We start from the raw sequence: 23295 nt of genomic DNA on the forward strand, positions 1-23295 counted from the left end.
CATGGACAGCGGCGCGTCAGCAGCTTTAGCCAAAGCCATTCCATCGAGTGACGGCTCGGCCATCCGGATGACGCCCACCGAAGCCCCAACTAGGGTGCGGCGCAAGCATTCCGGCACTTGGCCCACCGGCATTGCGATGTCAGTGACGGGTGCCACAGTGGGGGAGTGAGCAACACCGTCGCGAGGGCAGAGGGGGTGACATCCAGCCATGTCCGGTACCGGTACAGGTGAGGAGTTGGGTGCGCAGGCTGCGCGCGCCCGGGCTCTGGCCCTGCTGCGCATCCGCAGCAGGGCGACAGCAGTGGCACTGCTGCCCGCGGCCGTCGCCGTGGTGCTGTTCGCCGCGGGCGCGCAGGGCTTCGCCGACAGCGGCGGCTGGGACGCGGCGCGCTGGGCCGTGACGGCCTGCGCCGTCGTCGTGCTGCTCGTCGCGGCAGCCGTCGCGGTCGCCGTCGTACGGGCGAAGCCGGCGGTCAGCCCGACCGTGCCGCTCAGCGAGAAGGCGGCCCCGGACCTCTACCGGCTGGTCCGTGATCTTGCCGAGCGCCTCGACGTACCCGTGCCGTCGGCCATAGCGCTGACGCCCGACTGCGACAGCTGGCTTGAGGACCGCACCCATCCGGCCGCCGGCGGGGACGCCGCCCGCCCGAGTCCGGACGGCCCCGGACGCCGCCGGGCGCAGGCGGCGCCCGTGCTCGTCATCGGTTCGCCGTTCATGTGGTGGATGCGGGTCGCCGAGCTGCGTGCGGTGCTCGCCCCGGTCGTCGCGGGCACGGGGCCCTCCGCCCACCCCGACATAGCGGCGGCCCGCCGCTTCGTACGCGGGCTGGACGGAGTCGTCGCCGACGCGGCCGCGCCCGCTCGGGGGCCCCTGGGCAAGGCGCTGCGGCTGCCCCACGTCCTCATCGGCCGGATCGCCCGGCTGCTGCTGCGCAGCTGTCACAGCCATGCCGCCGAGATGGAGCGCGGTGTCGCCGCCGCCGCCTCCACCCGTGCCCAGGCGGTGGACTACGGGCTGCGGATCGTCGCCCAGGAGCAGGTCGGTCTCGCCTACGCGGGCTGGGACCGGTTGCTCACCCGGGTTGCGCTGCCCGCCTGGCGGATGGGGCGCTGGCCGTCCCGGCTCGACGCCGGCGTCGTCTCCGCGCTCACCGAGCTCTCCCGGCGCGACCGGCTGGCCGAGGGGTTCACCTCCCGGCTCGGCGAGCGGCCCGCCTGCGATCTCATCGAGGAGCCGGGAGTGGCCGACGAGGCGGCGTCCCTGCTGGCCGCCCGGCTCTTCCACGGCGGTCCCGCCGAGGCCGGGCCCGACTGGTCCCCGGTGGACTGGCAGCAGTATCCGGAAGAGGTCGTCGACCGGAAGTGGCGTACCGAGGCCGCCCGGCTGCACCGGGTTCTGGACGCCATGGGCGTGCCGCCCGCGTCGTCCGCCGGAGCTTCCGACGTGGCCGGTGCCGCGGTGCCCACGCTGGCCCGCGTCGTCGAACACCTCTCCGCGGGCAGCGGCCGCGGTGAGGAGCTCGCGGCGGCCATCAGCGCCGCGACGGTCCGTGACGAGGCGCAGGCGCAGGACCGGTCGGAGGACCGGAATCGGAGTCAGGACGGGAATCAGGGCCAGAGCGCACAGGCCCCAGGTACCTCCAACGCTTCGGGTGGTTCCGGTGCGGACGTGCTCGATTTCTGGGGGCCCGACCCACTCCCGCTGTTCCCCCTCCAGCCGCCCCGTACAGGGACCGAGTTGCTGGCGGATCACGTCGCGGCGATGGTCTGCTGTGCGGCCGTCGACACGGCGGGCGCGGCACCCGGGCTCGACTGGCTCGACGGTCCGGCGCTGCTGGTCGATGGCGAACGCCGGTCCGACCTCGGCACGCCGGTCCTCAGCCTCGTCGAGGACGGTGACGCCGCGCCGCTGCGCTCCTGGCTCGCCTCGGTCGGGGTGCGTACCGACAAACCTGTTCGTCTCGTCTGAAACGGTTCGAACCACTTCGTATCCGGAGCATGTCTGAGATCGTCTGCCAGGTTTCCAGGTGCAACTAGGGTGAAAAGCAGGCATATCACCGTCCCATAGCGTTCAATACCCGGAAGCTCAGGTTCCGTTCACGTCAATTCGCGACGAACGGTGACGGAGTGCATGCGTTATGTGATGTGCTGGGGACCGGCGCTGACAGTCGGCGCATCACTGTTGTTCCGGGGGCCTGAGGGAGGGACGCGCGTTATGGGGGCGGAGCAGATTCGTCGTTGGGAGTCAGGTGCCCTCGCGCACGCCGTCACCGACCCCTTCGGCCAGGGGCCTCTGCCCTGGCTGCGCGGCAGCGAGAACTACTTCGACGACACCGGCCAGGTGGTGCCGTGGTACGCCGACCCCACGCTGCCCCGCGGCTCCACCGGCGGCGGCACCCGGACCGCCGACGACGTGCACCGCCAGATCAAGGGCTTCAGCTCCACCGGCGCCGCGGCCCCCGGTGAGGCGATCGACTTCCACATCACCGTGGACCCGCCCCAGCAGTTCTCCGTGGACATCTACCGCATCGGCCACTACGGGGGCGACGGAGCCGCCAAGATCACCACGAGCCCCCGGCTCTCCGGCATCGTCCAGCCCGCCCCGCTCACGGCCGACCGCACGGTCTCCTGCCACCACTGGTGGCAGTCCTGGCGGCTCCAGATCCCCAGCTACTGGTCGATCGGCGCGTACGTCGCCGTGCTCACCACGGTCGACGGGTACCGCTCCCACATTCCGTTCACGGTCCGCGACGACCACCCGGCCGATCTGCTGCTGGTCCTCCCGGACATCACCTGGCAGGCGTACAACCTCTACCCGGAGGACGGCCGCACGGGCGCCAGCCTCTACCACGCGTGGGACGAACAGGGCCGGCTGCTCGGCGAGGAGGACGCGGCGGTAACCGTCTCCTTCGACCGCCCCTACGCCGGTGCGGGCCTTCCGCTGCATGTCGGGCATGCCTACGACTTCATCCGCTGGGCCGAGCGCTACGGCTACGACATCGCCTATGCGGACACCCGCGACCTGCACGCGGGCCGCATCGACCCGACCCGTTACCGGGGCCTGGTCTTCCCCGGCCACGACGAGTACTGGTCGGTCCCCATGCGCCGCACCACCGAACGCGCCCGCGACAACGGCACGTCCCTGGTCTTCCTCTCCGCCAACACCATGTACTGGCAGGTCAGCCTCTCCCCGTCGCCGTCCGGCGTCCCCGACCGCCTCCTCACCTGCCGGAAGCGGCACGGCCCGGGAAAGCCCGCGCTCTGGCGCGAGGTCGACCGCGCCGAGCAGCAACTGCTGGGCATCCAGTACGCGGGCCGGGTCCCGGACCCGCACCCCCTGGTCGTGCGGAACGCGGAGCACTGGCTCTGGGACGCGACCGGCGCGGGCGAGGGCGACGAGATCGACGGACTGGTAGCCGGCGAGGCCGACCGCTACTTCCCGCGCACCACGCTCCCCGAGCACGACAACCGCATCCTGCTCGCGCACTCCCCATACCAGGACACCGAGGGCGTCACACGCCACCAGGAGACGTCTCTGTACCGATCCCCGTCCGGCGCCCTCGTCTTCGCCTCCGGCACCTTCGCCTGGTCCCCGGCCCTGGACCGCCCCGGCCATGTCGACCCGCGCATCCAGAAGGCCACCGCCAACCTCCTCGACCGCATCTGCAAGCGCGACTGAGGTACACCGCACGCCCCCTCGGGGCACTGACGCGCCCGCCGCACCCCTCCGCTGCCGTCCGCACCCGGATACGGGACAATCGGAACGACTCCTGGATCAACCTACGCGGAGGCAGCGTGTCCGGATTTGTAGAAAAGCCCGAGCCCGTGCAGGTACCGGGTCTCACCCACCTGCACACGGGCAAGGTGCGCGACCTGTACCGGAACGAGGCGGGCGACCTCGTCATGGTCGCCAGCGACCGGATCTCCGCGTACGACTGGGTCCTGCCCACCGAGATCCCGGACAAGGGCCGCGTCCTGACGCAGCTCTCGCTGTGGTGGTTCGACCAGCTCGCCGATCTCGCACCGAACCACGTCCTGTCCACGGAGCTGCCCCCCGGCGCCCCCGCCGACTGGGCCGGCCGTACGACGATCTGCAGGTCGCTGCGGATGGTCCCGGTCGAGTGCGTCGCCCGCGGCTATCTGACCGGCTCCGGTCTGGTCGAGTACGACGCCTCGCGCACCGTCTGCGGTCTCGGCCTTCCCGAGGGCCTCGTCGACGGCTCCGAGCTCCCGGGGGCGATCTTCACCCCGGCCACCAAGGCGGCCGTCGGCGACCACGACGAGAACGTGAGCTACGAGGAAGTGGCCCACCAGGTCGGCACCGAGACCGCCGCAGCACTGCGCCGGACGACGCTGGACGTGTACGGCCGGGCCCGTGACATCGCGCGTGAGCGCGGGATCATCCTCGCGGACACCAAGTTCGAGTTCGGTTTCGCGCCCACCGCCGACGGCGGCGAGGAGCTGATCATCGCGGACGAGGTGCTGACCCCGGACTCCTCGCGCTTCTGGCCGGCCGCCACCTGGGAGCCGGGCCACGCCCAGCCTTCGTACGACAAGCAGTTCGTGCGCGACTGGCTGACCTCGCCGGCCTCCGGCTGGGACCGCAAGAGCGAGCAGCCGCCGCCCGCGCTGCCGCAGGAGATCGTGGACGCGACCCGCGCCAAGTACCTCGAGGCGTACGAACTCCTCACCGGTACGCCCTGGCAGTAGCCCCACAGCGGACCAGGACACGAAGAAGCCCCCGGCCGAGAGGCCGGGGGCTTCTTGCTGAACCGAGCGGACGACCAGGTTCGAACTGGCGACCTCAACCTTGGCAAGGTTGCGCTCTACCAACTGAGCTACGTCCGCAAGCGCCGAAGCGCGAGGACTACTATACCCAACCCCGCTCGCGTGCGAGACGCACCGCCGCGTGACGGTTCTCCGCCCCGAGCTTCGTGGCCGCCGCCGAGAGGTAGTTCCTTACCGTGCCCTGCGACAGCGACGCCCGCTCCGCGATCTCCGCGACCGGCGCCCCGCCCGCCGCGAGTTCCAGCACCTCGGCCTCGCGCACGGTCAGCGGCGAGTCCCCGGCGGCAATCGCGTCGGCCGCCAACTCCGGGTCCACGTAACGGTTCCCGGCGTGCACCGAACGGATGATCCCGGCCAGCTGACGGGCGCTGACGGTTTTCGGTACGAACGCCCGCACGCCCGCCGCAAGGGCCCGCTTCAGATGGCCCGGCCGACCGTGACTGGTCACGATCATGGTGCGGCAGCCCGGGAGTTCGGCCCGCAGTGATGTGGCGACGCTCACACCGTCCGCCCCCGGCATCTCCAGATCCAGGACCGCCACATCGGGGCGGTGCGCGCGGGCCATGGCGAGTGCCTCGGGCCCGGTGGCCGCCTCCGCGACCACGACCAGGTCGTCCTCCAGCGCGAGCAACGCGGCGAGCGCGCCCCGGATCAGGTGCTCGTCATCGGCGAGCAGCACCCGCACCGCAGTCATCGTCGTCGCTCCTTCAGAAGTGCCGGGGCAGAAGTGCCGGGGCCGTACGGACATCCCCACGCGATACGTCACCGGAAGGCGTCCACGACGCGTCACCGGCCTCATCGCCGGTCTCGGTCTCCACACCCGCATCGGGCTTGCCGCGCGCGTCCGGGCCGGGCAGCGGGATTCTCGCGGTCAGCCGGAACAGCCCGTCCCCGGCCGTGCCCGCGTCCAGCGAGCCGTCCAGTGCGCCGAGCCGTTCGCGCAGCCCCGCCAGCCCGGAACCGCCGCCACCCGGGCCCCCGTCCCCCGACCAGTCCTCTGAGGCCCCTGTCCCTGCCCCTGTCGCCGGGACGGCCGCCGGTGCGCCGTCGTTCTCCACGTCCAGCACCACCTCGTCCGCCGAAGAGGTCAGCCGGATCGTGCAGCGTCGTGGGTCGCCGTGCCGCAGCACGTTCGTGGCCGCCTCGCGCACCACCCAGCCGAGGGCCGCCTGCACGGGCGCGGCCAGGTCGGCGTCGCTGTCGCCCGCGATCGCACACTCGATGCCGGCCGCCTGCAACACGCCTTTCGCTCCGGCCAGTTCCGTGCTCAGATCCGCTTCCCGGTATCCCCGTACGACATCGCGGACCTCCTGCTGGGAGGCGCGGGCTATCCGCTGGACCTCGACCATCTGGTCCACTGCCTGGGGCCTGCCGCGCTGGGCGAGCTCCACCGCCAGCTCGCTCTTGAGGGCGATCACGGCGAGGTTGCGGCCCAGCACGTCGTGCATGTCCCGGCCGAACCTGAGCCGCTCCTCGGCGACCGCGAGCCGGGCCTGCATGTCCCGGGCCTCCTCGGCCTGCCACATCACGCTCAGGCTCCAGGCGTTCGGCCGTACGGAGATCAGGACCAGCACGCAGCCGAAGAGCGTCGTGGGCGCGACGCCCGCCAGGGCGCCGCCCCGCACCCCGGCCACGGCGAGGACACCGGTGGTCAGCGCGGCCAGGGCGAGCGACTGGACCAGGAACGTACGGACCGGGACCAGCAGCACCTGAGTCATCACGAACGCCATCGGAGCGTTGAGGCTCATCAGCAGCAGTCCCGCTCCATCGACCCCGTCCACACCGGCCAGCGTCGCCAGCAGGGCCAGCCCCAGCAGCAACAGGGCCGTCGGCGCGATCATCCGCTGCCGGGGAAAGACGGCGACACCCAGGTAGTGCGCGTACGAGAGCTGCACGTTGCGGTTGCTCAGGAGGCACTGCGCCAGGCACACGAGCAGCAGTGCCGAGCCGAGCGTCAGCGGGAGAGGGGTACGGCGGATGTCCTCCTTGAAGGGGGCCAGTTGCCAGCACACGGTGAAGAGCCAGGGGATCGCCGATACGGTCAGCCGCGAGTACAGGTCGATCCGCTCGAGCTTGCTGCGTTCCTGCCAGCCGCGGCGCCAGCCACGTACGCGCATCAGCACGACATCACCCCCACACCCCTCAGCGTCGCGGATCCCAGCGGAACCACTGCTTCACAGCAAACACCGCGACCACCGTCCAGACCAAGCCGGTCAGCGCGGCCCTGAGCAGCTCTGCACCGTCGGCGCCGCCGAGCCAGCCCGCCCGTATCAGGGTCATCGCTCCGGTCAGCGGAAGGAGCTCACAGGCGGAGGCGAGACGGTCGGGAAAGACCTCCAACGGCACGAAGAGCCCCGATCCCACCAGCGAGACGAGGAAGAGCGGCAACGTGGTCAGCTGGGCCGTCTGTACCGTGCGGGTGATTACGGAGGTGGCCGCCGCCAGTGCTGTCAGCAGCACCACGCTCAGCAGTAGCCCGAAGAGGAGCATCTCGGGGCGCTCGGGTGCCCCGAGACCGAAGAAGGCGGTACCGGCCACGACGATCACCGCGGTCTGCGCCAGGGCCAGTGCGGCCGAGGGCAGTGCCGTGCCGGCCAGGATCTCCCCGTCCGTGACCTCGCCGGTGCGCAGTCGTTTCAGGACCAGCTCCTCGCGCCGCGCCACGTAGGCGGCGGACATGTTCATGTAGATGGCCTGGATCAACACCGTCCCTATGGCGCCGGTGAGTGCCGCTCCCGCGACGGTGAGGCCGGTTCCCGCGAGGTCTATTTTCGCAAACGCCGACTTCATGGCCATGACCATGGCCGCGGGCATGATCAGCGCGACGAAGACCGCCGTCCTGTTGCGGGCGAGCAGGGTCAACTCAGCTCGTCCCAGGGCGGTCAGCCGGCCCCGGGGCGTCGTGGTCCGGGGCCGGGCCCCTCTCGTCGCGGTGTGTGCAGAGGTTGTCGCGGTCGTCATGCCACAGCCACCTTTCCGGTCTCGGACGTGTCCGTCGTGTCTGCCGCGTTCGTTGCGTTCGTGCCGTCCGCCGCGGATCTCGCGATGTCGAGGAACGCCTCTTCGAGGGAGGCCGACCGGGCATCGAGCCCGATCAGCCGGACGTCCGACTGCGTGGCCCAGCGCAGTAGTTCGGCCAGTGATTCCTGGAGCCGGTGGGTGCGGATCTCGATCCGCGGGCCGTCGGCCGCGGCGCGCAGACTCAGCGGCAGCTGTTCCGGTGCGGCTCCGGCAGGCAGCTCGAACCGAATGCGGGACGGGCGCGAGGCCGTCACCTCCGCGGTGGTCCCCGAGGCGACGACCCGCCCCCGGTGCATGATCGCCAATCGGTCGGCCAGCGCCTCGGCCTCCTCCAGGTAGTGCGTGGTGAGCAGCACGGTGATGCCGCCCTCCTGGAGCCGGCGCACCAGGGCCCAGGTGTCACGCCGACCCTCGGCGTCGAGGCCGGTGGTCGGCTCGTTGAGGAAGAGCACCTCGGGCCGGCCGAGAAGGGCCAGGGCCAGGTCCAGCCGTCGGCGCTCACCGCCTGAGAGCTGCTTGACCCGCACGCGCGCCCGGTGGCCGAGCCCGACCAGCTCCAGCGCCTCGCCGGTCGGCCGGGCGCCGCTGGTGCAGCCCGCCCACATCCGTACGGTCTCGGTGGTCGTCAGGTCGGAGGGGAAGCCGCCCTCCTGGAGCATCACCCCTATCCGCGGGCGGACGGCGGCGCGTTCCTCGTACGGATCGTGGCCGAGCACCCGTATCGTGCCGCCGTCGGGGCGGGCCAGTCCCTCCAGCAGTTCGACGGTGGACGTCTTGCCCGCGCCGTTCGTGCCGAGCAGGGCGAACAGCTCGCCGCGTGCCACGGAGAAGGAGACGCCGGTCACAGCTTCGAAGCCGCCCGCATACCTGCGCCGGACACCGGCGGCCTCGATCACGCACTCATGAGGAATGTCGTCGAAGGTCATGACTCAAGGCTTCCTCCCGGCGAGGGCCGGGAGCAGTGCGAGCTGTCATCACACTCCATGACAAACGTCATGGGAGGGGGCGGAGGGCAGGGGGGAAACAGTGGAGAGGGGTGCGGATGTGAGCGGAGGCGAATACTTCGAATACGACGAAGGCCCTGGTCGATATCGACCAGGGCCTTCGATCAAGAGCGGACGACCAGGTTCGAACTGGCGACCTCAACCTTGGCAAGGTTGCGCTCTACCAACTGAGCTACGTCCGCATTGCAACCACTCGGCTTTCACCGGTGGAGCGAGCACTACTCTACCTGATCCACCGGAGTGGTTGAGGAGGAGTGATGCAGAGCGGGTGACAGGAATTGCACACTGCGCCTTCCCCCTGGAAGGGGGATGTTCTACTACTGAACTACACCCGCACGCTGCTTGGGGCCCGGCTTTTCGGCCTTGCCCTTCGGCGTGCTCCAGACTCTAGCCGACCTGCAGGGGTGTCGCGCAAGTCGACTCCCGCAGGGCGTCGTCGGGGATGCCGGAGGGGATGCCGGAGACGGGCGGTCGGACGTCGCCGTCCGGCCGGTCGTCCGGCCCCCGGGCTCAACTGGCTTCTTGGAACGCCTCGTAGACCTTCTTGGGAATCCGGCCGCGGGCCGGCACCTCCATCCGGTGCGACCGGGCCCAGGCGCGTACGGCCGCCGGGTCGGGTGCGAGCGAGGTGTGGCGGTACGAGACGGGAACCTTGCCGTGCTTGCTGGCATTTGTCTGCTTTCGGCCGGCCGCCACGTACGGGGCCAGGGCCTTGCGCAGTTTCTTTGCATTGGACGGATTGAGGTCGATCTCGTACGATTTCCCGTCCAGTGCGAAGGTGACCGTTTCCGCTGCCGCTCCCCCGTCGATGTCGTCGGAGAGTGTGACCACTACGCGCTGAGCCACGGATATCGGTCCTTTCCTGCGGCATCGGCGCGTCTGACATGCGCGGATGCCGGCCTTCCGGCTGTGAGCGCGGATGAGAGCCGACCGGTGTCGGCCCTTCAGGGGCAATGCTGCTTTCCCCGGTAATCATTTGTACAGCGATGGACACCGCATTGTGAAGCCCGTCCAATTACCTGCGCGTGTCAGCCCGCTATGTGTGCCGCTTCTGGGGATTTTTTTCGCAGGACTTTTTGCATCCGTTGTCACGGCCGAAATCTCCGCGTGATCTGGTTCGCCCGATATCTACCCGCGTAGAATTTCTGGACAGGTACGCTGAGGGGACCCGCGGGGGTCCTGGGGAACCCCCCGGAGAAACAGCCGCACCACACCACCACACCGGGAGTGCCAGTGGCACGCGTCGTAGTCGACGTCATGCTCAAGCCCGAGATCCTCGACCCGCAGGGACAGGCTGTGCAGCGTGCGCTGCCCCGTCTCGGCTTCGAGGGAATCGCGGACGTACGTCAGGGAAAGCGTTTCGAGCTGGAGGTCGAGGGGCCGGTCGACGAGGCCGCCCTCACCCGTATTCACGAGCTGGCGGAGACGTTCCTCGCCAACACCGTGATCGAGGACTTCACCGTGAAGGTGGAGAAGGCCGAGGAGTCGAAGTGACTGCTCGTATCGGAGTCGTCACCTTTCCGGGCACCCTCGACGACCAGGACAGCCTGCGAGCCGTACGGGTGGCGGGCGCCGAGCCCGTTTCGCTCTGGCACCGCGACAAGGACCTGCACCAGGTCGACGCTGTCATCCTGGCGGGCGGTTTCTCCTACGGCGACTATCTGCGGGCCGGAGCGATCTCCCGCTTCTCGCCGGTCATGGAGACCGTGATCGAGCAGGCGAAGGCGGGTATGCCGGTTCTCGGTATCTGCAACGGTTTCCAGATCCTGACCGAGGCACACCTGCTGCCCGGGGCGATGCTGCGCAACAACCACCTGCACTTCATCTGCCGTGACCAGAAGCTGCGCGTCGAGAACGCGGGCACCGCATGGACCTCGGACTACTCCGCGGGCCAGGAGATCTCCGTACCGCTCAAGAACATGGACGGCCGCTACACGGCCGACGAGCGCACGCTCGACGAGCTGGAGGCCGAGGGCCGAGTCGCGTTCCGCTACGTGGACGTGAACCCCAACGGCTCGCTGCGCGACATCGCCGGCATCACCAACGCCGCGGGCAACGTCGTCGGTCTGATGCCGCACCCGGAGCACGCCGTCGAGCCGCTGATCGGCACCGGTCGCACCGACGGTCTCGGATTCTTCACCTCGATCATCAAGAAGCTGGTCAACGCATGAGCCTGGACACGGTCAAGCACGCGGCCGAAACCCCGGACACCGGGCAGCCCTGGAAGGAGCTCGGCCTCAAGGAGGACGAGTACGCCCGGATCCGCGAGATCCTGGGCCGCCGTCCCACCGGCGCCGAGCTCGCCATGTACTCCGTGATGTGGTCCGAGCACTGCTCCTACAAGAGCAGCAAGGTCCACCTCAAGCAGTTCGGCGAGAAGGTCCCGGAGAACGACGCGATGCTCGTCGGCATCGGCGAGAACGCCGGTGTGGTCGACGTCGGCCAGGGCTACGCGGTCACCTTCAAGGTCGAGTCGCACAACCACCCCTCGTACATCGAGCCCTATCAGGGCGCGGCCACCGGCGTCGGCGGCATCGTCCGCGACATCCTCGCCATGGGTGCCCGCCCGGTGGCGGTCGTCGACCCGCTGCGCTTCGGTGCGGCGGACCACCCCGACACCAAGCGCGTCCTGCCGGGCGTCGTCGCGGGCATCGGCGGCTACGGAAACTGTCTCGGCCTGCCGAACATCGGCGGCGAGGTCGTCTTCGACGCCTGTTACCAGGGCAACCCGCTCGTCAACGCCGGCTGCATCGGTGTGATGAAGCACGAGGACATCCACCTCGCCCAGGCCTCCGGCCCCGGCAACAAGGTCATCCTGTACGGCGCCCGCACCGGTGGCGACGGCATCGGCGGCGTCTCGGTGCTGGCCTCGGAGACCTTCGAGTCGACCGGCCCGGCCAAGCGCCCCGCCGTCCAGGTAGGCGACCCGTTCCAGGAGAAGCTCCTCATCGAGTGCACCCTGGAGATCTTCAAGGAGAAGCTCGTCGCGGGCATCCAGGACCTCGGCGGCGCCGGGCTCTCCTGCGCCACATCCGAGCTGGCATCCGCGGGCTCCGGCGGCATGCGCGTCGAGCTGGACACCGTGCCGCTGCGCGACTCCTCCCTCTCGCCCGAGGAAATCCTCATGAGCGAGTCGCAGGAGCGCATGTGCGCGATCGTCGAGCCGCAGCACGTGGACCGCTTCCTGGAGATCTGCGAGAAGTGGGACGTCATCGCCACCGTCATCGGTGAGGTCACCGAGGGCTCGCAGCTGGAGATCTTCTGGCACGGCGAGCAGATCGTGGACGTGCCGCCGCGCTCCGTCGCCCACGAGGGCCCGACGTACCACCGCCCGTTCGCCCGTCCGTCCTGGCAGGACGCCCTGCAGGCCGACGACGCCGGCAGGCTGGCCCGTCCGGCCGACGGCGCCGAACTGCGCGAGCAGGTCCTGCGGCTGGTGTCCTCCCCGAACCAGGCCTCGAAGTCCTGGATCACCGACCAGTACGACCGGTTCGTGCAGGGCAACACCGTGCTCGCGATGCCCGAGGACGCCGGCATGGTCCGTATCGACGAGGAGTCCAACCTCGGCGTGGCCATGGCGACCGACGGCAACGGCCGGTACGCGAAGCTCGACCCGTACACCGGCGCGCAGCTCGCACTGGCGGAGTCGTACCGCAACGTCGCCGCCTCCGGCGCCAAGCCGCTCGCCATCTCGGACTGCCTGAACTTCGGTTCGCCCGAGGATCCGGACGTCATGTGGCAGTTCGCCGAGGCCACTCGCGGTCTGGCGGACGGCTGCCTGGAGCTGGGCACCCCGGTCACCGGCGGCAACGTGTCGCTGTACAACCAGACCGGTGAGACGGCGATCCACCCGACGCCGGTCGTGGCCGTGCTCGGTGTGATCGACGACGTCACCCGGCGCACGCCGGTCGCCTTCGCAGAAGAGGGCCAGCTCCTCTATCTGCTGGGCGACACACGTGAGGAGTTCGGCGGCTCGGCCTGGTCCGAGGTCGTCCACAACCACCTCGGCGGCATGCCGCCCAAGGTCGACCTGGGCCGCGAGAAGCTGCTCGGCGAGATCCTCATCTCGGCCTCGCGCGACGGAATGATCGACGCGGCGCACGACCTGTCCGACGGCGGTCTGATCCAGGCGGTCACCGAGTCCTGCCTGCGCGGCGGGAAGGGTGCCCGGCTGGTCGTGCCGGACGGACTGGACGCGTTCACCTTCCTGTTCTCGGAGTCGGCGGGACGCGCGATCGTCTCGATCCCGCGCAGCGAGGAGCTCCGCTTCAACGACATGTGCGGGGCGCGGGGTCTGCCCGTGGCCCGCGTCGGTGTCGTGGACGGCGAGGAGATCGAGATCCAGGGCGAGTTCAGCATTCCGCTGAGCGAGCTGCGGACGGCGCACGAGGGGACGATCCCCGCGCTGCTCGCGTAGAACCGCTCGGCAGACACGCGCCGGCCCGCAGCCGGCCGACGTCACAGAGCCCCCACCCGGCCGGACCGGGTGGGGGTTCGCCGTTTTTCTGGGCCGGTTTCCCGTACCCCCTTGCCCAAGATTACGTAATTACGTAATCTTGAGTCATGGATCTGGAGGAGCGCGTCTCGGAGTTGGAGCGTCGGCTCGAGGCGCTCGTGGGTGATCACCCGGCCGGGCCGCGGCCGACGGGGGCCGATTTCTGGGCTCTGGAGGGACTGAAGGACCAGCTCTCCGGGGCCGGGACGGCCAATGGCGGTGTGCTGTACACGGGTGCGGTACGGCTGCCGACGGGGGAGCGGTATGAGTGGCAGTACAGCGCGCTCACGGAGCAGTTGCTGAACGCCGGGGGCGCGGACGCGGAGCACGGTCCGGATGGCCCCGGAGAGGCCAGCGTCGACTGGTCGGAGGCCGCCGAGTCGTTCTCCGCGCTCGGCCATCCGGTACGACTGCGGCTGCTCCGGGAGATCCTCGGTGGCCGGCGCACGGCAGCCGAGCTCGCCGCGCTCGACGAGACCGGCACGACGGGGCAGATCTACCACCACCTGCGTCAACTGACCGGCGCGGGGTGGCTGCACACGACAGGGCGGGGGCGTTACGAGGTCCCCGGCACCCGCGTGGTGCCGCTGCTGGTGGTCCTCACAGCGGCCAGGCCATGAGGAGTGTCCACGGTGAACGCCTTCGGCGAATCCGCTTGAGAAAAATCCGAACTCGGTAATTCCGAATACGACGAAACAGGCGATGCAGGGGGAAGTCATGTCCGTCCGTAAAGCTGTCATGGTGCTGTACCGGGTCTGTTGGATCGCCTTCTTCGTGATGGTGGCCATCAGTCTCTTCACCGAGCCGCCGTTCCCGTACTGGGTGACCTGGGTACCCGCGGTCGCCGCGGTCGCCCTGAGTCTGACGACAGGCCGCAGAGGCCGGGCCGCGGTGGCGGACCCGCGGCCGGCGGTGGAGGTCGAGCCGCCGGTCACGGGGCGCTGGACCGCTCTGAACAGTCCGGCGGACAAGGTGCCCAGCCATGGCGTGCACGCCTACGGACAGACGTACGCGATCGACATCGTGTCCGATCCTCAGCCCCTCGACAGGGAAGATGCGTCTGCGGGACCGGGATCGAAACCGGGACCGAGATCGAAACCGGTACCGGCAGCGATATCGGGGTCCGCATCAGGGACGGTGGCCGCGCCGCGACCCGGGCGGGAAGGCGAGGCCGTGCGGACGCGTCCCATGTTCCGCCCGCTGTGGCCCGTCGCCCGGCGCAACCACCACTTCCCGGCGTACGGATCCCCGGTTCTCGCAGTGGCTGACGGCACGGTGGTGCATGCCTCGGACGGTCGCCGTGATCACCTCAGCCGCAACTCGTTCCCCGCGCTTGTCTACCTGATGCTGATCGAGGCGTCCGTACGGGACGTGCTCGGCGCGGGGGCTCTCGTCGGAAACCACGTCGTGCTGGACCTGGGCGACGGTACGTACGCCATGTACGCCCATCTGCGGCACGGCTCCCTCCAGGTTCGGGCGGGAGAGACGGTCCGGGTCGGACAGCCTCTCGCCGAGTGCGGAAACTCCGGAAACTCCACCGAACCGCATGTGCATTTCCAGCTGATGGACAACCCTGATCTTGATGTGGCGGTAGGAATTCCGTTCACCTGGCGGGGGATAGGCGTTCCGGCGAACGGCGAGGCATTCACGGTCGGAGCACCCGTTTCCGGAAGTCACGCCGTTCGGCCGGGAGGGGCGCAGGCCTCCTGATTCGACTCGGCACGGCGCTTTTCGACGTAAATTCACTGAGCCAAATTTTTATCTGGGATTAAGTTTCATCCTGGTACAGTGATGCCATGACCGAGGGGCTGAGCCTGCGTGAGCGCAAGAAGATCCAGACGCACCGCCGTCTGCTGGCGGAGGCCACGAGGCTCTTCACCGAGCGAGGCTTCGACCAGGTCTCGGTCGCCGAGATCGCCGAAGCGGCCGATGTGTCGAAGATGACGGTCTTCAACTACTTCGACAGCAAAGAGGACTTGGTCTTCGCGCCGATGGAGGAACACATCGGTGACGTTGCGAGGGTGGTGCGCGAGCGGGCGCACGGTGAGTCGGCGGTGGCCGCGGTACGCCACCACTTCCTGGCGAGCATCGAGAACCGGGACCCCTCGGTGGGGATGAGCGATTCGCCGGTGGCGCTCGGGCTCCTTCAGCTGATCCAGCAGACGCCATCGCTCCTCACTCGCGCCCACGCCTTCTTCGTGCGCTCCTTCGACCAGTTGACCGACGTTCTGGTCGAGGAGGGAGAGGACCCGACCATCGCGCGCATCGCGGCCTCTCAGCTCATCGGCACCCGGAACGCCCTGATCACGGAGAACCACCGGCGGCTGCTGGCCGGGGAGTCGGTCGAGGAAATCGCCGCGACCGCCGTGGACATCGCGGGCCACGGATTCGACCTGCTCGAGAAGGGCTTGGGCGACTTCGCGACCCGGGGCTGACGGGGGGACGCACGGCCTGATGCGGGGCGCCCGGGGCTGACGGGGGACGCCCGGGCCTGACCTGGGGCCGGCCCCGCTCGTACTACGGCAGCCACTCTGTCGGCCCGGTCGGCACGGCCGCCTCGGCCCGCTTCACCGCAGCCGCTCGCTCGGGGACGTCGTAGGCTCCTCGTCATGCCGCCCAGCCAGAAGCGCGCCCGCCGCTACGACCCGGTCAGGACCCGCGCCGCGGTCCTGGCGCAGTTCGCCCATGTACGAAGAGCAGTGGGCTCGTTGACGCCTCAGCAGCTCGACGGGCCGAGCGGTCTCGGCGACTGGACGGTGCGGGAGCTCGCCGTCCACCTGACCATGGCGCTCTCGCACGTCAGCAGGAATCTGGAGCTGCCCGAGCCGACTCTCGCCAAGCCTGAAGTCACGCTGCTGGAGTGGCCGTTCTCGACCGCGGGGCGGGCTGCACGGATCGCGGATGACACCACGGCGCTGGCGGCCGGCCGGCCGGATGTGGAGACGTTGTACGGCGAGGTCGCCGACCGCTTCGAGGCGCGCGTGAGCGGTGTCTCCGAAGACCGGCTGTTGCCCACCCGGGTCGGCGCGATGCGGCTCGGAGACTTCCTGGTCACCCGGACCGTGGAGCTCGTGGTCCACACGTACGACCTCAACCAGGCGGCGGGCCTCGATATCCCGTACGACCGGCAGGCGCTCGCAGCCTGCACCCGGTTGCTCGCCGACTCGCTGGCGGAGAAGGCGCCGGGCGGCTCGGTCGAGGTGAGGGTCCCGCCGTTCGCAGTCGTCCAGTGCGTCCAGGGGCCGAAGCACACCCGCGGTACCCCGCCCAATGTCGTCGAGACCGATCCGGTCACCTGGTTCCGGCTGGCCACCGGGCGTACGGAGTGGGCGCAGGCGCTCGACGCGGCGAAGGTCAGCGCCAGCGGTGAGCGTGCGGACCTTGCCGAGCTGCTGCCCCTCATGGGGTGAGCAGCCGCGCTTGAGGGACGAGCCGCGCCTGAGGGACGAGCCGCGCTTGAGGGGACGAGCCGCGCTTGAGGGGACGAGCCGCGCTTGAGGGGACGAGGTGCCGCTCCGAGGGGGTGAGGGTGCGCCAGATCCGAGGGGTCGAGGTGCCCGTCCAAGGGGGGAGGGGAACCGGATCGGCTGTGCCACCCGTCTCATGGCCATGTACCGACAACGTATGGCTGTCAGCGTCCTGACCCTCCTCACCCTCGCCGCTTGCGGCACGGAGTCGGGTTCCGGATCCGGCTCCGGCGACGGCAGCGGCACCGTACGGAACGACGCACCCGTCACCGACGTCCGCTGGAGCGTCGACTCGGTGACGGTCGGCGGGAAACGGTCCGCCGCCCCGGCGGACGCCCATGTCGAGATCGGCTCCAAGGGCCGGGCGACCGGGAGCTATGGCTGCAACCGGTTCACCGCCGACGTCCGTATCGATGGCGACGCACTTACCGTCGGGCCGGGCACGACCACGGAGATGGGCTGCGAGAAGGACATCCAGCGGTTCGAGACCCAGTTGTCACGGGCCTTCAGCGGCAGGCTCACCGCCGCCGTCGCGAACAAGAAGCTCACCCTGACCACCGCGAAGGGCGACACCATCGCCCTCATCTCCCAGCCTCCGGCGCCGCTCGCCGGTACCGATTGGCGCGTCACCACGCTGGTCTCCGGCTCGTCCTCCTCCTCCGTTCCCGCAGGTACGGAGAAATCCGCCCGCATCGCGTTCGACAAGGACGGCAATGTGCACGGCACCCTCGGCTGCAACAGCTTCCGCGGCAAGGCGGACGTCTCCGGCTCCACCATCGCTTTCGGCCCGCTCGTCACCACCCGCAAGATGTGCCCGGACCCCGGGATGCGGCTGGAGCGCGCCCTGCTGGAGGTGATCGACGGGAAGCGGACGACCTACGAGATCCACCACCGCACGCTGTCTCTCACCGCCAAGGGCGACAGCGGCAAGGGGTTCGCTGCCTCGGCACCCGAAGCCGACCACTGACAAGCCCCGACCGAGTGGTCCCGTATCCGCAGACCGCTCGGTCGGTCTCGAGCACCGGTCCCGAGCACCGGTCTCGATGTCGGTCCCAACGCCGGTGCTAACGCCGGTGCCAACGCCGGTCCCAACGGCGGCCTCGAAGGGGGGTGGCCGTGGCCTTCGCCCCATGCTCCTCACCCCTCGCCCCTGCTCCTCGCCCCCGGCCCGGGGACCACATGCCGGGACCTCCGGTGTGAGGCTCACCACGAAACGAGCGTTCGGCCAGCCCGCAGGGCGCGTCCGTCGATCGGCTCACCGAGTGCCACGGGTTGGCCCGCCGGCGGGTCGGCCCGGCGGCGGCAGCCGGTTGCCAACTCGCCGGTGATCCGGGCGACGCCTGCCCTGCGGGCCTCGTCGGGCCCTGCCGGCCCGTGCGGCGGCCTCGGAGTGTGATCACTCCGTGTGACCGTTCCGCTCGTGTCCAGAGGTGGCCGCCGGGGCGCTCGCCCCGGGCTCGCATCGGGCGTCCCCATTCGGACCAGTGGTCGATCTCGCCTACACTCGGTGGCGTGCCTCGTGGTGATGGACGACTCAACCACGACCTGCTCCCCGGAGAGAAAGGCCCCCAGGACGCTTGCGGCGTCTTCGGTGTCTGGGCTCCGGGCGAAGAGGTCGCCAAGCTCACCTATTTCGGACTGTATGCCCTGCAGCACCGTGGACAGGAGTCCGCGGGCATCGCAGTGAGCAACGGGTCCCAGATCCTGGTCTTCAAGGACATGGGACTGGTCTCGCAGGTCTTCGACGAAACGTCTCTGGGATCGCTCCAGGGCCATATCGCGGTCGGTCATGCCCGCTACTCCACCACCGGTGCCTCGGTGTGGGAGAACGCGCAGCCGACGTTCCGTGCGACCGCGCACGGCTCGATCGCCCTCGGTCACAACGGCAACCTGGTCAACACGGCCCAGCTCGCCGAGATGGTCGCCGATCTTCCGCGCAAGGACGGCCGGGCCACTCAGGTCGCCGCGACCAACGACACCGATCTGGTGACCGCGCTGCTCGCCGGCCAGACCGATGACGAGGGCAAGCCGCTCACCATCGAGGAAGCCGCCACCCGCGTGCTCCCCGAGGTGAAGGGCGCCTTCTCGCTCGTCTACATGGACGAGCACACCCTCTACGCGGCCCGCGACCCGCAGGGCATCCGCCCGCTGGTACTCGGAAGGCTCGAGCGCGGCTGGGTGGTGGCCTCCGAGTCCGCCGCCCTGGACATCTGCGGCGCCAGCTTCGTCCGTGAGATCGAGCCGGGCGAGCTCGTCGCCATCGACGAGAACGGCCTTCGCAGCTCCCGATTCGCGGAAGCGAAGCCCAAGGGCTGCGTCTTCGAGTACGTGTATCTGGCCCGTCCCGACACCGACATCGCCGGGCGGAACGTCTACCTCTCCCGGGTGGAGATGGGTCGCAGGCTGGCCGCCGAGGCACCCGCCGAGGCAGATCTGGTCATAGCGACGCCGGAATCCGGTACCCCCGCCGCCATCGGCTACGCGGAGGCCAGCGGAATTCCGTTCGGCGCCGGACTGGTCAAGAACGCCTACGTCGGGCGGACCTTCATCCAGCCCTCGCAGACCATCCGGCAGCTGGGCATCCGTCTCAAGCTGAACCCGCTCAAGGAAGTCATCAAGGGCAAGCGCCTGGTGGTCGTCGACGACTCGATCGTCCGCGGCAACACGCAGCGCGCGCTCGTCCGGATGCTCCGGGAGGCCGGCGCCGCCGAGATCCACATCCGGATCTCGTCCCCGCCGGTGAAGTGGCCCTGCTTCTTCGGCATCGACTTCGCGACCCGCGCCGAGCTGATCGCCAACGGCATGTCGGTCGACGAGATCGCCACGTCGATGGGGGCCGACTCGCTCTCCTACATCTCGATCGACTCGATGATCGAGGCGACGACGATCGACAAGCCGAATCTGTGCCGCGCCTGCTTCGACGGCGAGTACCCGATGGAGCTTCCGGACCCGGAGCTGCTCGGCAAGCAGCTGCTGGAGACCGAGCTGGCGGCAGGCCCTGCGGCGACCGCCGCGGCCGACGCGCTGCGCCGTCCGTGACCGGACCGCCCGGCAGCCCTTCCACCAGCCCCGTACTTCCACACGAAAGATCCCAGGCAATGTCTGAGACAACAGGCGCTTCGACAACAGGCGCTTCCTACGCGGCAGCGGGCGTCGACATCGAGGCCGGCGACCGTGCCGTCGAGCTGATGAAGGAGTGGGTGAAGAAGACCCAGCGCCCCGAGGTCGCGGGCCTCGGTGGCCTCGGCGGCTTCGCCGGACTCTTCGACGCCTCTGCCCTCAAGCGCTACGAGCGTCCGCTGCTCGCCTCCGCCACGGACGGTGTCGGCACCAAGGTCGACCTCGCCCGTCAGATGGGCGTGTACGACACGATCGGGCACGACCTCGTCGGCATGGTCGTGGACGACCTGGTGGTCTGCGGCGCCGAGCCCCTCTTCATGACCGACTACATCTGCGTCGGCAAGGTGCACCCCGAGCGGGTCGCGGCCATCGTGAAGGGCATCGCCGAAGGCTGTGTGCTGGCGGGCTGCTCGCTGGTCGGCGGCGAGACGGCCGAGCACCCCGGCCTGCTCGGCCCGGACGACTTCGATGTCGCCGGTGCCGGTACGGGCGTGGTGGAAGCCGACCGGCTGCTGGGCCCGGACCGCATCCGCGAGGGTGACGCGGTCATCGCGATGGCGTCGTCCGGCCTTCACTCCAACGGGTACTCGCTCGTCCGCCACGTCGTCTTCGACCGCGCCGGCTGGACGCTGGACCGCGAGGTCGAGGAGTTCGGCCGGACGCTCGGCGAGGAGCTGTTGGAGCCGACCAGGATCTACTCGCTGGACTGCCTGGCGCTGACGCGTACGACCGAGGTGCACGGCTTCAGTCACGTCACCGGGGGCGGGCTGGCCAACAACCTCGCCCGGGTCATCCCGGACGGCCTGCACGCGACGGTGGACCGTTCGACCTGGACGCCCGGCGCGGTCTTCGACCTCGTCGGCAAGGCCGGTCAGGTCGAGCAGCTGGAGCTGGAGAAGACGCTCAACATGGGTGTCGGCATGATCGCGATCGTCCCGGCGGAGTCCGTGGACGCGGCGCTGACGACACTGGCCGACCGCGGTGTCGACTCCTGGGTCGCCGGTGAGATCACGGACCGCGGCACGCACGCGACGGGCGCGGAGCTCGTGGGCGGGTACGCGCGCTGAAGCGCGGGCAGGGCAGACGGTCCCGGACGCCGGGCGGGTCGACAGGGCCCGCCCGACGGACGAGGACCGCACTCGCTCCGGATCGGGCGACACGACACCCCGGAGGGAAGCCCGGCTCGGGATACGCCCGGCACCCCGGGTCGGCCGCCGCCGTCTGCTTCGGAGCGGACCCCGGATCGGCCGCCGCCGTCTGCTTCCGACGGGACTCCGGGGTGGTCACTGTTCGATCCTGCGCCGAGGGCTCCGGGCCGGTCGTCATCCGGTCCTCCGGCTCCGGCTTGCGCGAGACCCGCTTCGGCGGGAACTCCGGACCAGGCATCGTTCGATCGTGCGCCGGGGACTCCGGGAGAACAGCTGCCGCTCCGGACCGGGTTGCAGCTCCGCGTCGGGTTGCCGCTCCGGACCGGGTTGCAGCTCCGCGTCGGGTTGCCGTTCCGGACCGGGACAGCACAGAACCCGGTCCGGGGCAGGCCCGGACCGGGTTGATGTGTCAGCGCGAGGTCAAGCGCCGCGGCGCTGTGACGACGGACCGGACTGATCGTCCTCGTCCTCGTCATCGTCGTCGTTGTACTGATCCGCGTACTGTGCGTACGGGTCATCTTCCTCGTCGTCGTCCTCGAACGGCTCTGCGTTCGGTGGTTGACTCGAAGGTGATGCGCCCAGCTCATTGGCCAGACGCGACAGGTCAGTCCCGCCGCTGCTGTACTTCAGCTGACGGGCGACCTTTGTCTGCTTGGCCTTTGCCCGGCCGCGCCCCATGGCTCGACCCCCTCGGTGACGGGGCTCGACGGCCCCAGAGTCTTGACACGCGTTCATGTTTCAGGACGGACTCTCGGCAGAGAGACCGTGCCTGTAGAGCTTTAACGGTACCTGCTTCCGCGGCCATACGGTACGCCGCCCGCATCACGCACCCCGGAAGAGGACCCGCGAGGAGCCCTGTCCTCGCTGGTCAACTGCGATTTTAACCTCTTCTGGGCATGCGACCCGCCGACCGGGGTGAGTCATGTCTCGCCGGCCGGCGGGTACAGCAGGCCCTGCGCAGGGAATGACGCCCGGTAGGGCCCCCGGCGCGGTCAGCGACGGCGGGCGTCCGCCATCCGCTGCTCGGCGATCCGGTCGGCCGCGGCGGCCGGCGGAATGCCATCACTCTTCGCACGTGCGAATATGGCCAGCGTGGTGTCGAAGATCTTCGTCGCCTTGGCCCTGCACCGGTCGAAGTCGAAGCCGTGGAGTTCGTCGGCGACCTGGATGACGCCACCGGCGTTCACGACGTAGTCGGGGGCGTAGAGGATCGAGCGGTCCGCCAGATCCTTCTCGACGCCGGGGTGTGCGAGCTGGTTGTTGGCCGCGCCGCACACCACCGAGGCGGTGAGCACCGGAACGGTGTCGTCGTTCAGTGCGCCGCCGAGCGCGCACGGGGCGTAGATCTCCAGGCCCTCGGTACGGATCAGCGTCCCGGTGTCCGCCGCCACGGCGACCTCGGGGTGCTTCTCGGTGATCCGGCGCACGGACTCCTCCCGCACATCGGTGATCACCACGTGGGCGCCGTCCGCCAGCAGGTGCTCGACCAGGTAGTGGCCGACTTTGCCGACACCGGCGACCCCCACTTTCCGGCCACGCAGCGTCGGGTCGCCCCAGAGGTGCTGGGCCGAGGCCCGCATGCCCTGGAAGACACCGAACGCGGTGAGCACCGAGGAGTCCCCGGCCCCGCCGTTCTCGGGGGAGCGGCCGGTGGTCCAGCGGCACTCGCGGGCCACCACGTCCATGTCGGCGACGTACGTCCCGACATCGCAGGCCGTCACGTAGCGGCCGCCGAGTGAGGCGACCGACCGTCCGTAGGCCAGCAGCAGCTCTGTCCTTCGAGTGCCCTCGAACGCTTCCGGGTCGCCGATGATGACGGCCTTGCCGCCACCGTGGTCGAGGCCGGCGAGGGCGTTCTTGTACGACATGCCGCGCGCCAGGTTCAGCGCGTCCGCGACGGCCTCCTCCTCGGAGGCGTACGGGTAGAAGCGGGTGCCGCCGAGGGCCGGGCCCAGGGCGGTGGAGTGGATGGCGATGACGGCCTTGAGGCCGCTGGCACGGTCCTGGCAGAGCACGACTTGTTCGTGGCCCCCCTGATCCGAGTGGAACAGGGTGTGCAGGACGCCGTCGGTCACATCGGTCACTGTGGTGACTCCCAATTACGAGGCGGCGGAAAGCCCTCCTGAAGGTGGGGAGGGCCCCGGACCGACCGGCACGGACGGTCCGTGCGCATGAGCTTAAGGCCGCTCGGCGCGCACGGACGGAGATCCGTTCCGGCGGGGCGGATCACCCACGTCCGGAGTACGGGCGTG

At 69.8% G+C, this 23295-nt stretch carries 20 protein-coding genes and 3 tRNA genes; 13 read left to right on the forward strand and 10 right to left on the reverse strand.

Annotated features, from left to right (window positions below; translation table 11 throughout):
* Positions 1-208: 208 nt before the first annotated feature.
* From ACFVJX_RS16465 to ACFVJX_RS16475, 3 genes are all read left to right on the forward strand, one after another.
* Positions 209-1969: a hypothetical protein gene (locus ACFVJX_RS16465; protein WP_384127902.1), complete on the forward strand. Its 1761-nt coding sequence runs from the start codon at positions 209-211 to the stop codon at positions 1967-1969.
* Between the two features lie 246 nt (positions 1970-2215).
* The gene (locus tag ACFVJX_RS16470) at positions 2216-3679 is read left to right on the forward strand and encodes a N,N-dimethylformamidase beta subunit family domain-containing protein (RefSeq protein WP_384127904.1); all 1464 of its coding nucleotides are present in this window, start codon (positions 2216-2218) and stop codon (positions 3677-3679) included.
* Positions 3680-3795: 116 nt separating this feature from the next.
* Complete coding sequence (locus ACFVJX_RS16475) at positions 3796-4710, forward strand: phosphoribosylaminoimidazolesuccinocarboxamide synthase (RefSeq protein ID WP_384127906.1); 915 nt, start codon at positions 3796-3798, stop codon at positions 4708-4710.
* A gap of 65 nt (positions 4711-4775) precedes the next feature.
* Here the strand turns inward: ACFVJX_RS16475 and ACFVJX_RS16480 are convergent.
* The 8 genes from ACFVJX_RS16480 to ACFVJX_RS16515 form a co-directional block, all read right to left on the reverse strand.
* Positions 4776-4848 (reverse strand) — tRNA-Gly (locus ACFVJX_RS16480).
* Positions 4849-4870: 22 nt separating this feature from the next.
* Positions 4871-5482: a response regulator gene (locus ACFVJX_RS16485; RefSeq protein ID WP_384127908.1), complete on the reverse strand. Its 612-nt coding sequence runs from the start codon at positions 5480-5482 to the stop codon at positions 4871-4873.
* A gap of 13 nt (positions 5483-5495) precedes the next feature.
* Positions 5496-6905: a sensor histidine kinase gene (locus ACFVJX_RS16490; protein WP_384127965.1), complete on the reverse strand. Its 1410-nt coding sequence runs from the start codon at positions 6903-6905 to the stop codon at positions 5496-5498.
* Between the two features lie 25 nt (positions 6906-6930).
* Positions 6931-7749 (reverse strand): ABC transporter permease, encoded by an 819-nt coding sequence (locus ACFVJX_RS16495; protein ID WP_384127910.1) that lies wholly within the window; start codon positions 7747-7749, stop codon positions 6931-6933.
* The gene (locus ACFVJX_RS16500; protein WP_384127911.1) at positions 7746-8735 is read right to left on the reverse strand and encodes an ABC transporter ATP-binding protein; all 990 of its coding nucleotides are present in this window, start codon (positions 8733-8735) and stop codon (positions 7746-7748) included. Before ACFVJX_RS16500 ends, ACFVJX_RS16495 begins: the two co-directional genes overlap by 4 nt.
* 187 nt (positions 8736-8922) lie before the next feature.
* Positions 8923-8995 (reverse strand) — tRNA-Gly (locus ACFVJX_RS16505).
* 81 nt (positions 8996-9076) lie between these two features.
* Positions 9077-9148 (reverse strand) — tRNA-Gly (locus ACFVJX_RS16510).
* A gap of 175 nt (positions 9149-9323) precedes the next feature.
* Positions 9324-9659 carry an Lsr2 family protein gene (locus ACFVJX_RS16515; protein ID WP_199884437.1) on the reverse strand — a complete coding sequence of 112 codons (336 nt, stop codon included), beginning with the start codon at positions 9657-9659 and terminating at the stop codon, positions 9324-9326.
* A 381-nt stretch (positions 9660-10040) separates the two neighbouring features.
* Here ACFVJX_RS16515 and purS point away from each other — a divergent pair, with 381 nt between their 5' ends.
* The 10 genes from purS (at position 10041) to purM (ending at position 20962) form a co-directional block, all read left to right on the forward strand.
* Complete coding sequence (gene purS, locus ACFVJX_RS16520; protein ID WP_384127913.1) at positions 10041-10307, forward strand: phosphoribosylformylglycinamidine synthase subunit PurS; 267 nt, start codon at positions 10041-10043, stop codon at positions 10305-10307.
* A complete protein-coding gene (gene purQ / locus ACFVJX_RS16525) occupies positions 10304-10984 on the forward strand; it encodes a phosphoribosylformylglycinamidine synthase subunit PurQ (RefSeq protein ID WP_384127915.1) in 681 nt (226 codons plus the stop codon). Before purS ends, purQ begins: the two co-directional genes overlap by 4 nt.
* Complete coding sequence (gene purL / locus ACFVJX_RS16530; protein WP_384127917.1) at positions 10981-13230, forward strand: phosphoribosylformylglycinamidine synthase subunit PurL; 2250 nt, start codon at positions 10981-10983, stop codon at positions 13228-13230. Before purQ ends, purL begins: the two co-directional genes overlap by 4 nt.
* Positions 13231-13376: 146 nt before the next feature.
* Complete coding sequence (locus tag ACFVJX_RS16535) at positions 13377-13928, forward strand: ArsR/SmtB family transcription factor (RefSeq protein ID WP_384127919.1); 552 nt, start codon at positions 13377-13379, stop codon at positions 13926-13928.
* Positions 13929-14025: 97 nt separating this feature from the next.
* Positions 14026-15018, forward strand: a complete 993-nt coding sequence (locus ACFVJX_RS16540; RefSeq protein WP_384127920.1) for a M23 family metallopeptidase — start codon at positions 14026-14028, stop codon at positions 15016-15018.
* 86 nt (positions 15019-15104) lie between these two features.
* Positions 15105-15743 (forward strand): TetR/AcrR family transcriptional regulator, encoded by a 639-nt coding sequence (locus tag ACFVJX_RS16545; protein WP_384127922.1) that lies wholly within the window; start codon positions 15105-15107, stop codon positions 15741-15743.
* Positions 15744-15917: 174 nt separating this feature from the next.
* Entirely contained in the window at positions 15918-16718 is an 801-nt protein-coding gene (locus ACFVJX_RS16550; protein WP_384127923.1) for a sterol carrier family protein, read from the forward strand.
* 214 nt (positions 16719-16932) lie between these two features.
* Complete coding sequence (locus ACFVJX_RS16555; protein ID WP_384127924.1) at positions 16933-17742, forward strand: META domain-containing protein; 810 nt, start codon at positions 16933-16935, stop codon at positions 17740-17742.
* A gap of 545 nt (positions 17743-18287) precedes the next feature.
* Positions 18288-19814, forward strand: coding sequence for an amidophosphoribosyltransferase (gene purF / locus ACFVJX_RS16560; RefSeq protein WP_384127925.1), 1527 nt, complete (start codon positions 18288-18290; stop codon positions 19812-19814).
* Between the two features lie 59 nt (positions 19815-19873).
* Entirely contained in the window at positions 19874-20962 is a 1089-nt protein-coding gene (gene purM, locus ACFVJX_RS16565) for a phosphoribosylformylglycinamidine cyclo-ligase (protein WP_384127927.1), read from the forward strand.
* Positions 20963-21463: 501 nt separating this feature from the next.
* Here purM and ACFVJX_RS16570 read toward each other — a convergent pair.
* Together ACFVJX_RS16570 and ACFVJX_RS16575 are read right to left on the reverse strand one after the other, a co-directional pair.
* Positions 21464-21721 (reverse strand): DUF3073 domain-containing protein, encoded by a 258-nt coding sequence (locus ACFVJX_RS16570; RefSeq protein ID WP_123460581.1) that lies wholly within the window; start codon positions 21719-21721, stop codon positions 21464-21466.
* A 314-nt stretch (positions 21722-22035) separates the two neighbouring features.
* Entirely contained in the window at positions 22036-23127 is a 1092-nt protein-coding gene (locus ACFVJX_RS16575) for a Leu/Phe/Val dehydrogenase (RefSeq protein ID WP_384127928.1), read from the reverse strand.
* Between the last annotated feature and the right edge of the window lie 168 nt (positions 23128-23295).

Source organism: Streptomyces sp. NPDC127177 (genome assembly GCF_042672475.1).
Lineage (GTDB): Bacteria > Actinomycetota > Actinomycetes > Streptomycetales > Streptomycetaceae > Streptomyces.

Coding starts and splice junctions, on each gene's coding strand:
- ACFVJX_RS16465 (WP_384127902.1), top strand. CDS start 209: ATGTCCGGTACCGGTACAGGTGAGGAGTTGGGTGCGCAGGCTGCGCGC.
- ACFVJX_RS16470 (WP_384127904.1), top strand. CDS start 2,216: ATGGGGGCGGAGCAGATTCGTCGTTGGGAGTCAGGTGCCCTCGCGCAC.
- ACFVJX_RS16485 (WP_384127908.1), bottom strand. CDS start 5,482: ATGACTGCGGTGCGGGTGCTGCTCGCCGATGACGAGCACCTGATCCGG.
- ACFVJX_RS16490 (WP_384127965.1), bottom strand. CDS start 6,905: ATGCGCGTACGTGGCTGGCGCCGCGGCTGGCAGGAACGCAGCAAGCTC.
- ACFVJX_RS16495 (WP_384127910.1), bottom strand. CDS start 7,749: ATGACGACCGCGACAACCTCTGCACACACCGCGACGAGAGGGGCCCGG.
- ACFVJX_RS16500 (WP_384127911.1), bottom strand. CDS start 8,735: ATGACCTTCGACGACATTCCTCATGAGTGCGTGATCGAGGCCGCCGGT.
- purL (WP_384127917.1), top strand. CDS start 10,981: ATGAGCCTGGACACGGTCAAGCACGCGGCCGAAACCCCGGACACCGGG.
- ACFVJX_RS16535 (WP_384127919.1), top strand. CDS start 13,377: ATGGATCTGGAGGAGCGCGTCTCGGAGTTGGAGCGTCGGCTCGAGGCG.
- ACFVJX_RS16540 (WP_384127920.1), top strand. CDS start 14,026: ATGTCCGTCCGTAAAGCTGTCATGGTGCTGTACCGGGTCTGTTGGATC.
- ACFVJX_RS16545 (WP_384127922.1), top strand. CDS start 15,105: ATGACCGAGGGGCTGAGCCTGCGTGAGCGCAAGAAGATCCAGACGCAC.
- ACFVJX_RS16550 (WP_384127923.1), top strand. CDS start 15,918: ATGCCGCCCAGCCAGAAGCGCGCCCGCCGCTACGACCCGGTCAGGACC.
- ACFVJX_RS16555 (WP_384127924.1), top strand. CDS start 16,933: ATGGCTGTCAGCGTCCTGACCCTCCTCACCCTCGCCGCTTGCGGCACG.
- purM (WP_384127927.1), top strand. CDS start 19,874: ATGTCTGAGACAACAGGCGCTTCGACAACAGGCGCTTCCTACGCGGCA.
- ACFVJX_RS16570 (WP_123460581.1), bottom strand. CDS start 21,721: ATGGGGCGCGGCCGGGCAAAGGCCAAGCAGACAAAGGTCGCCCGTCAG.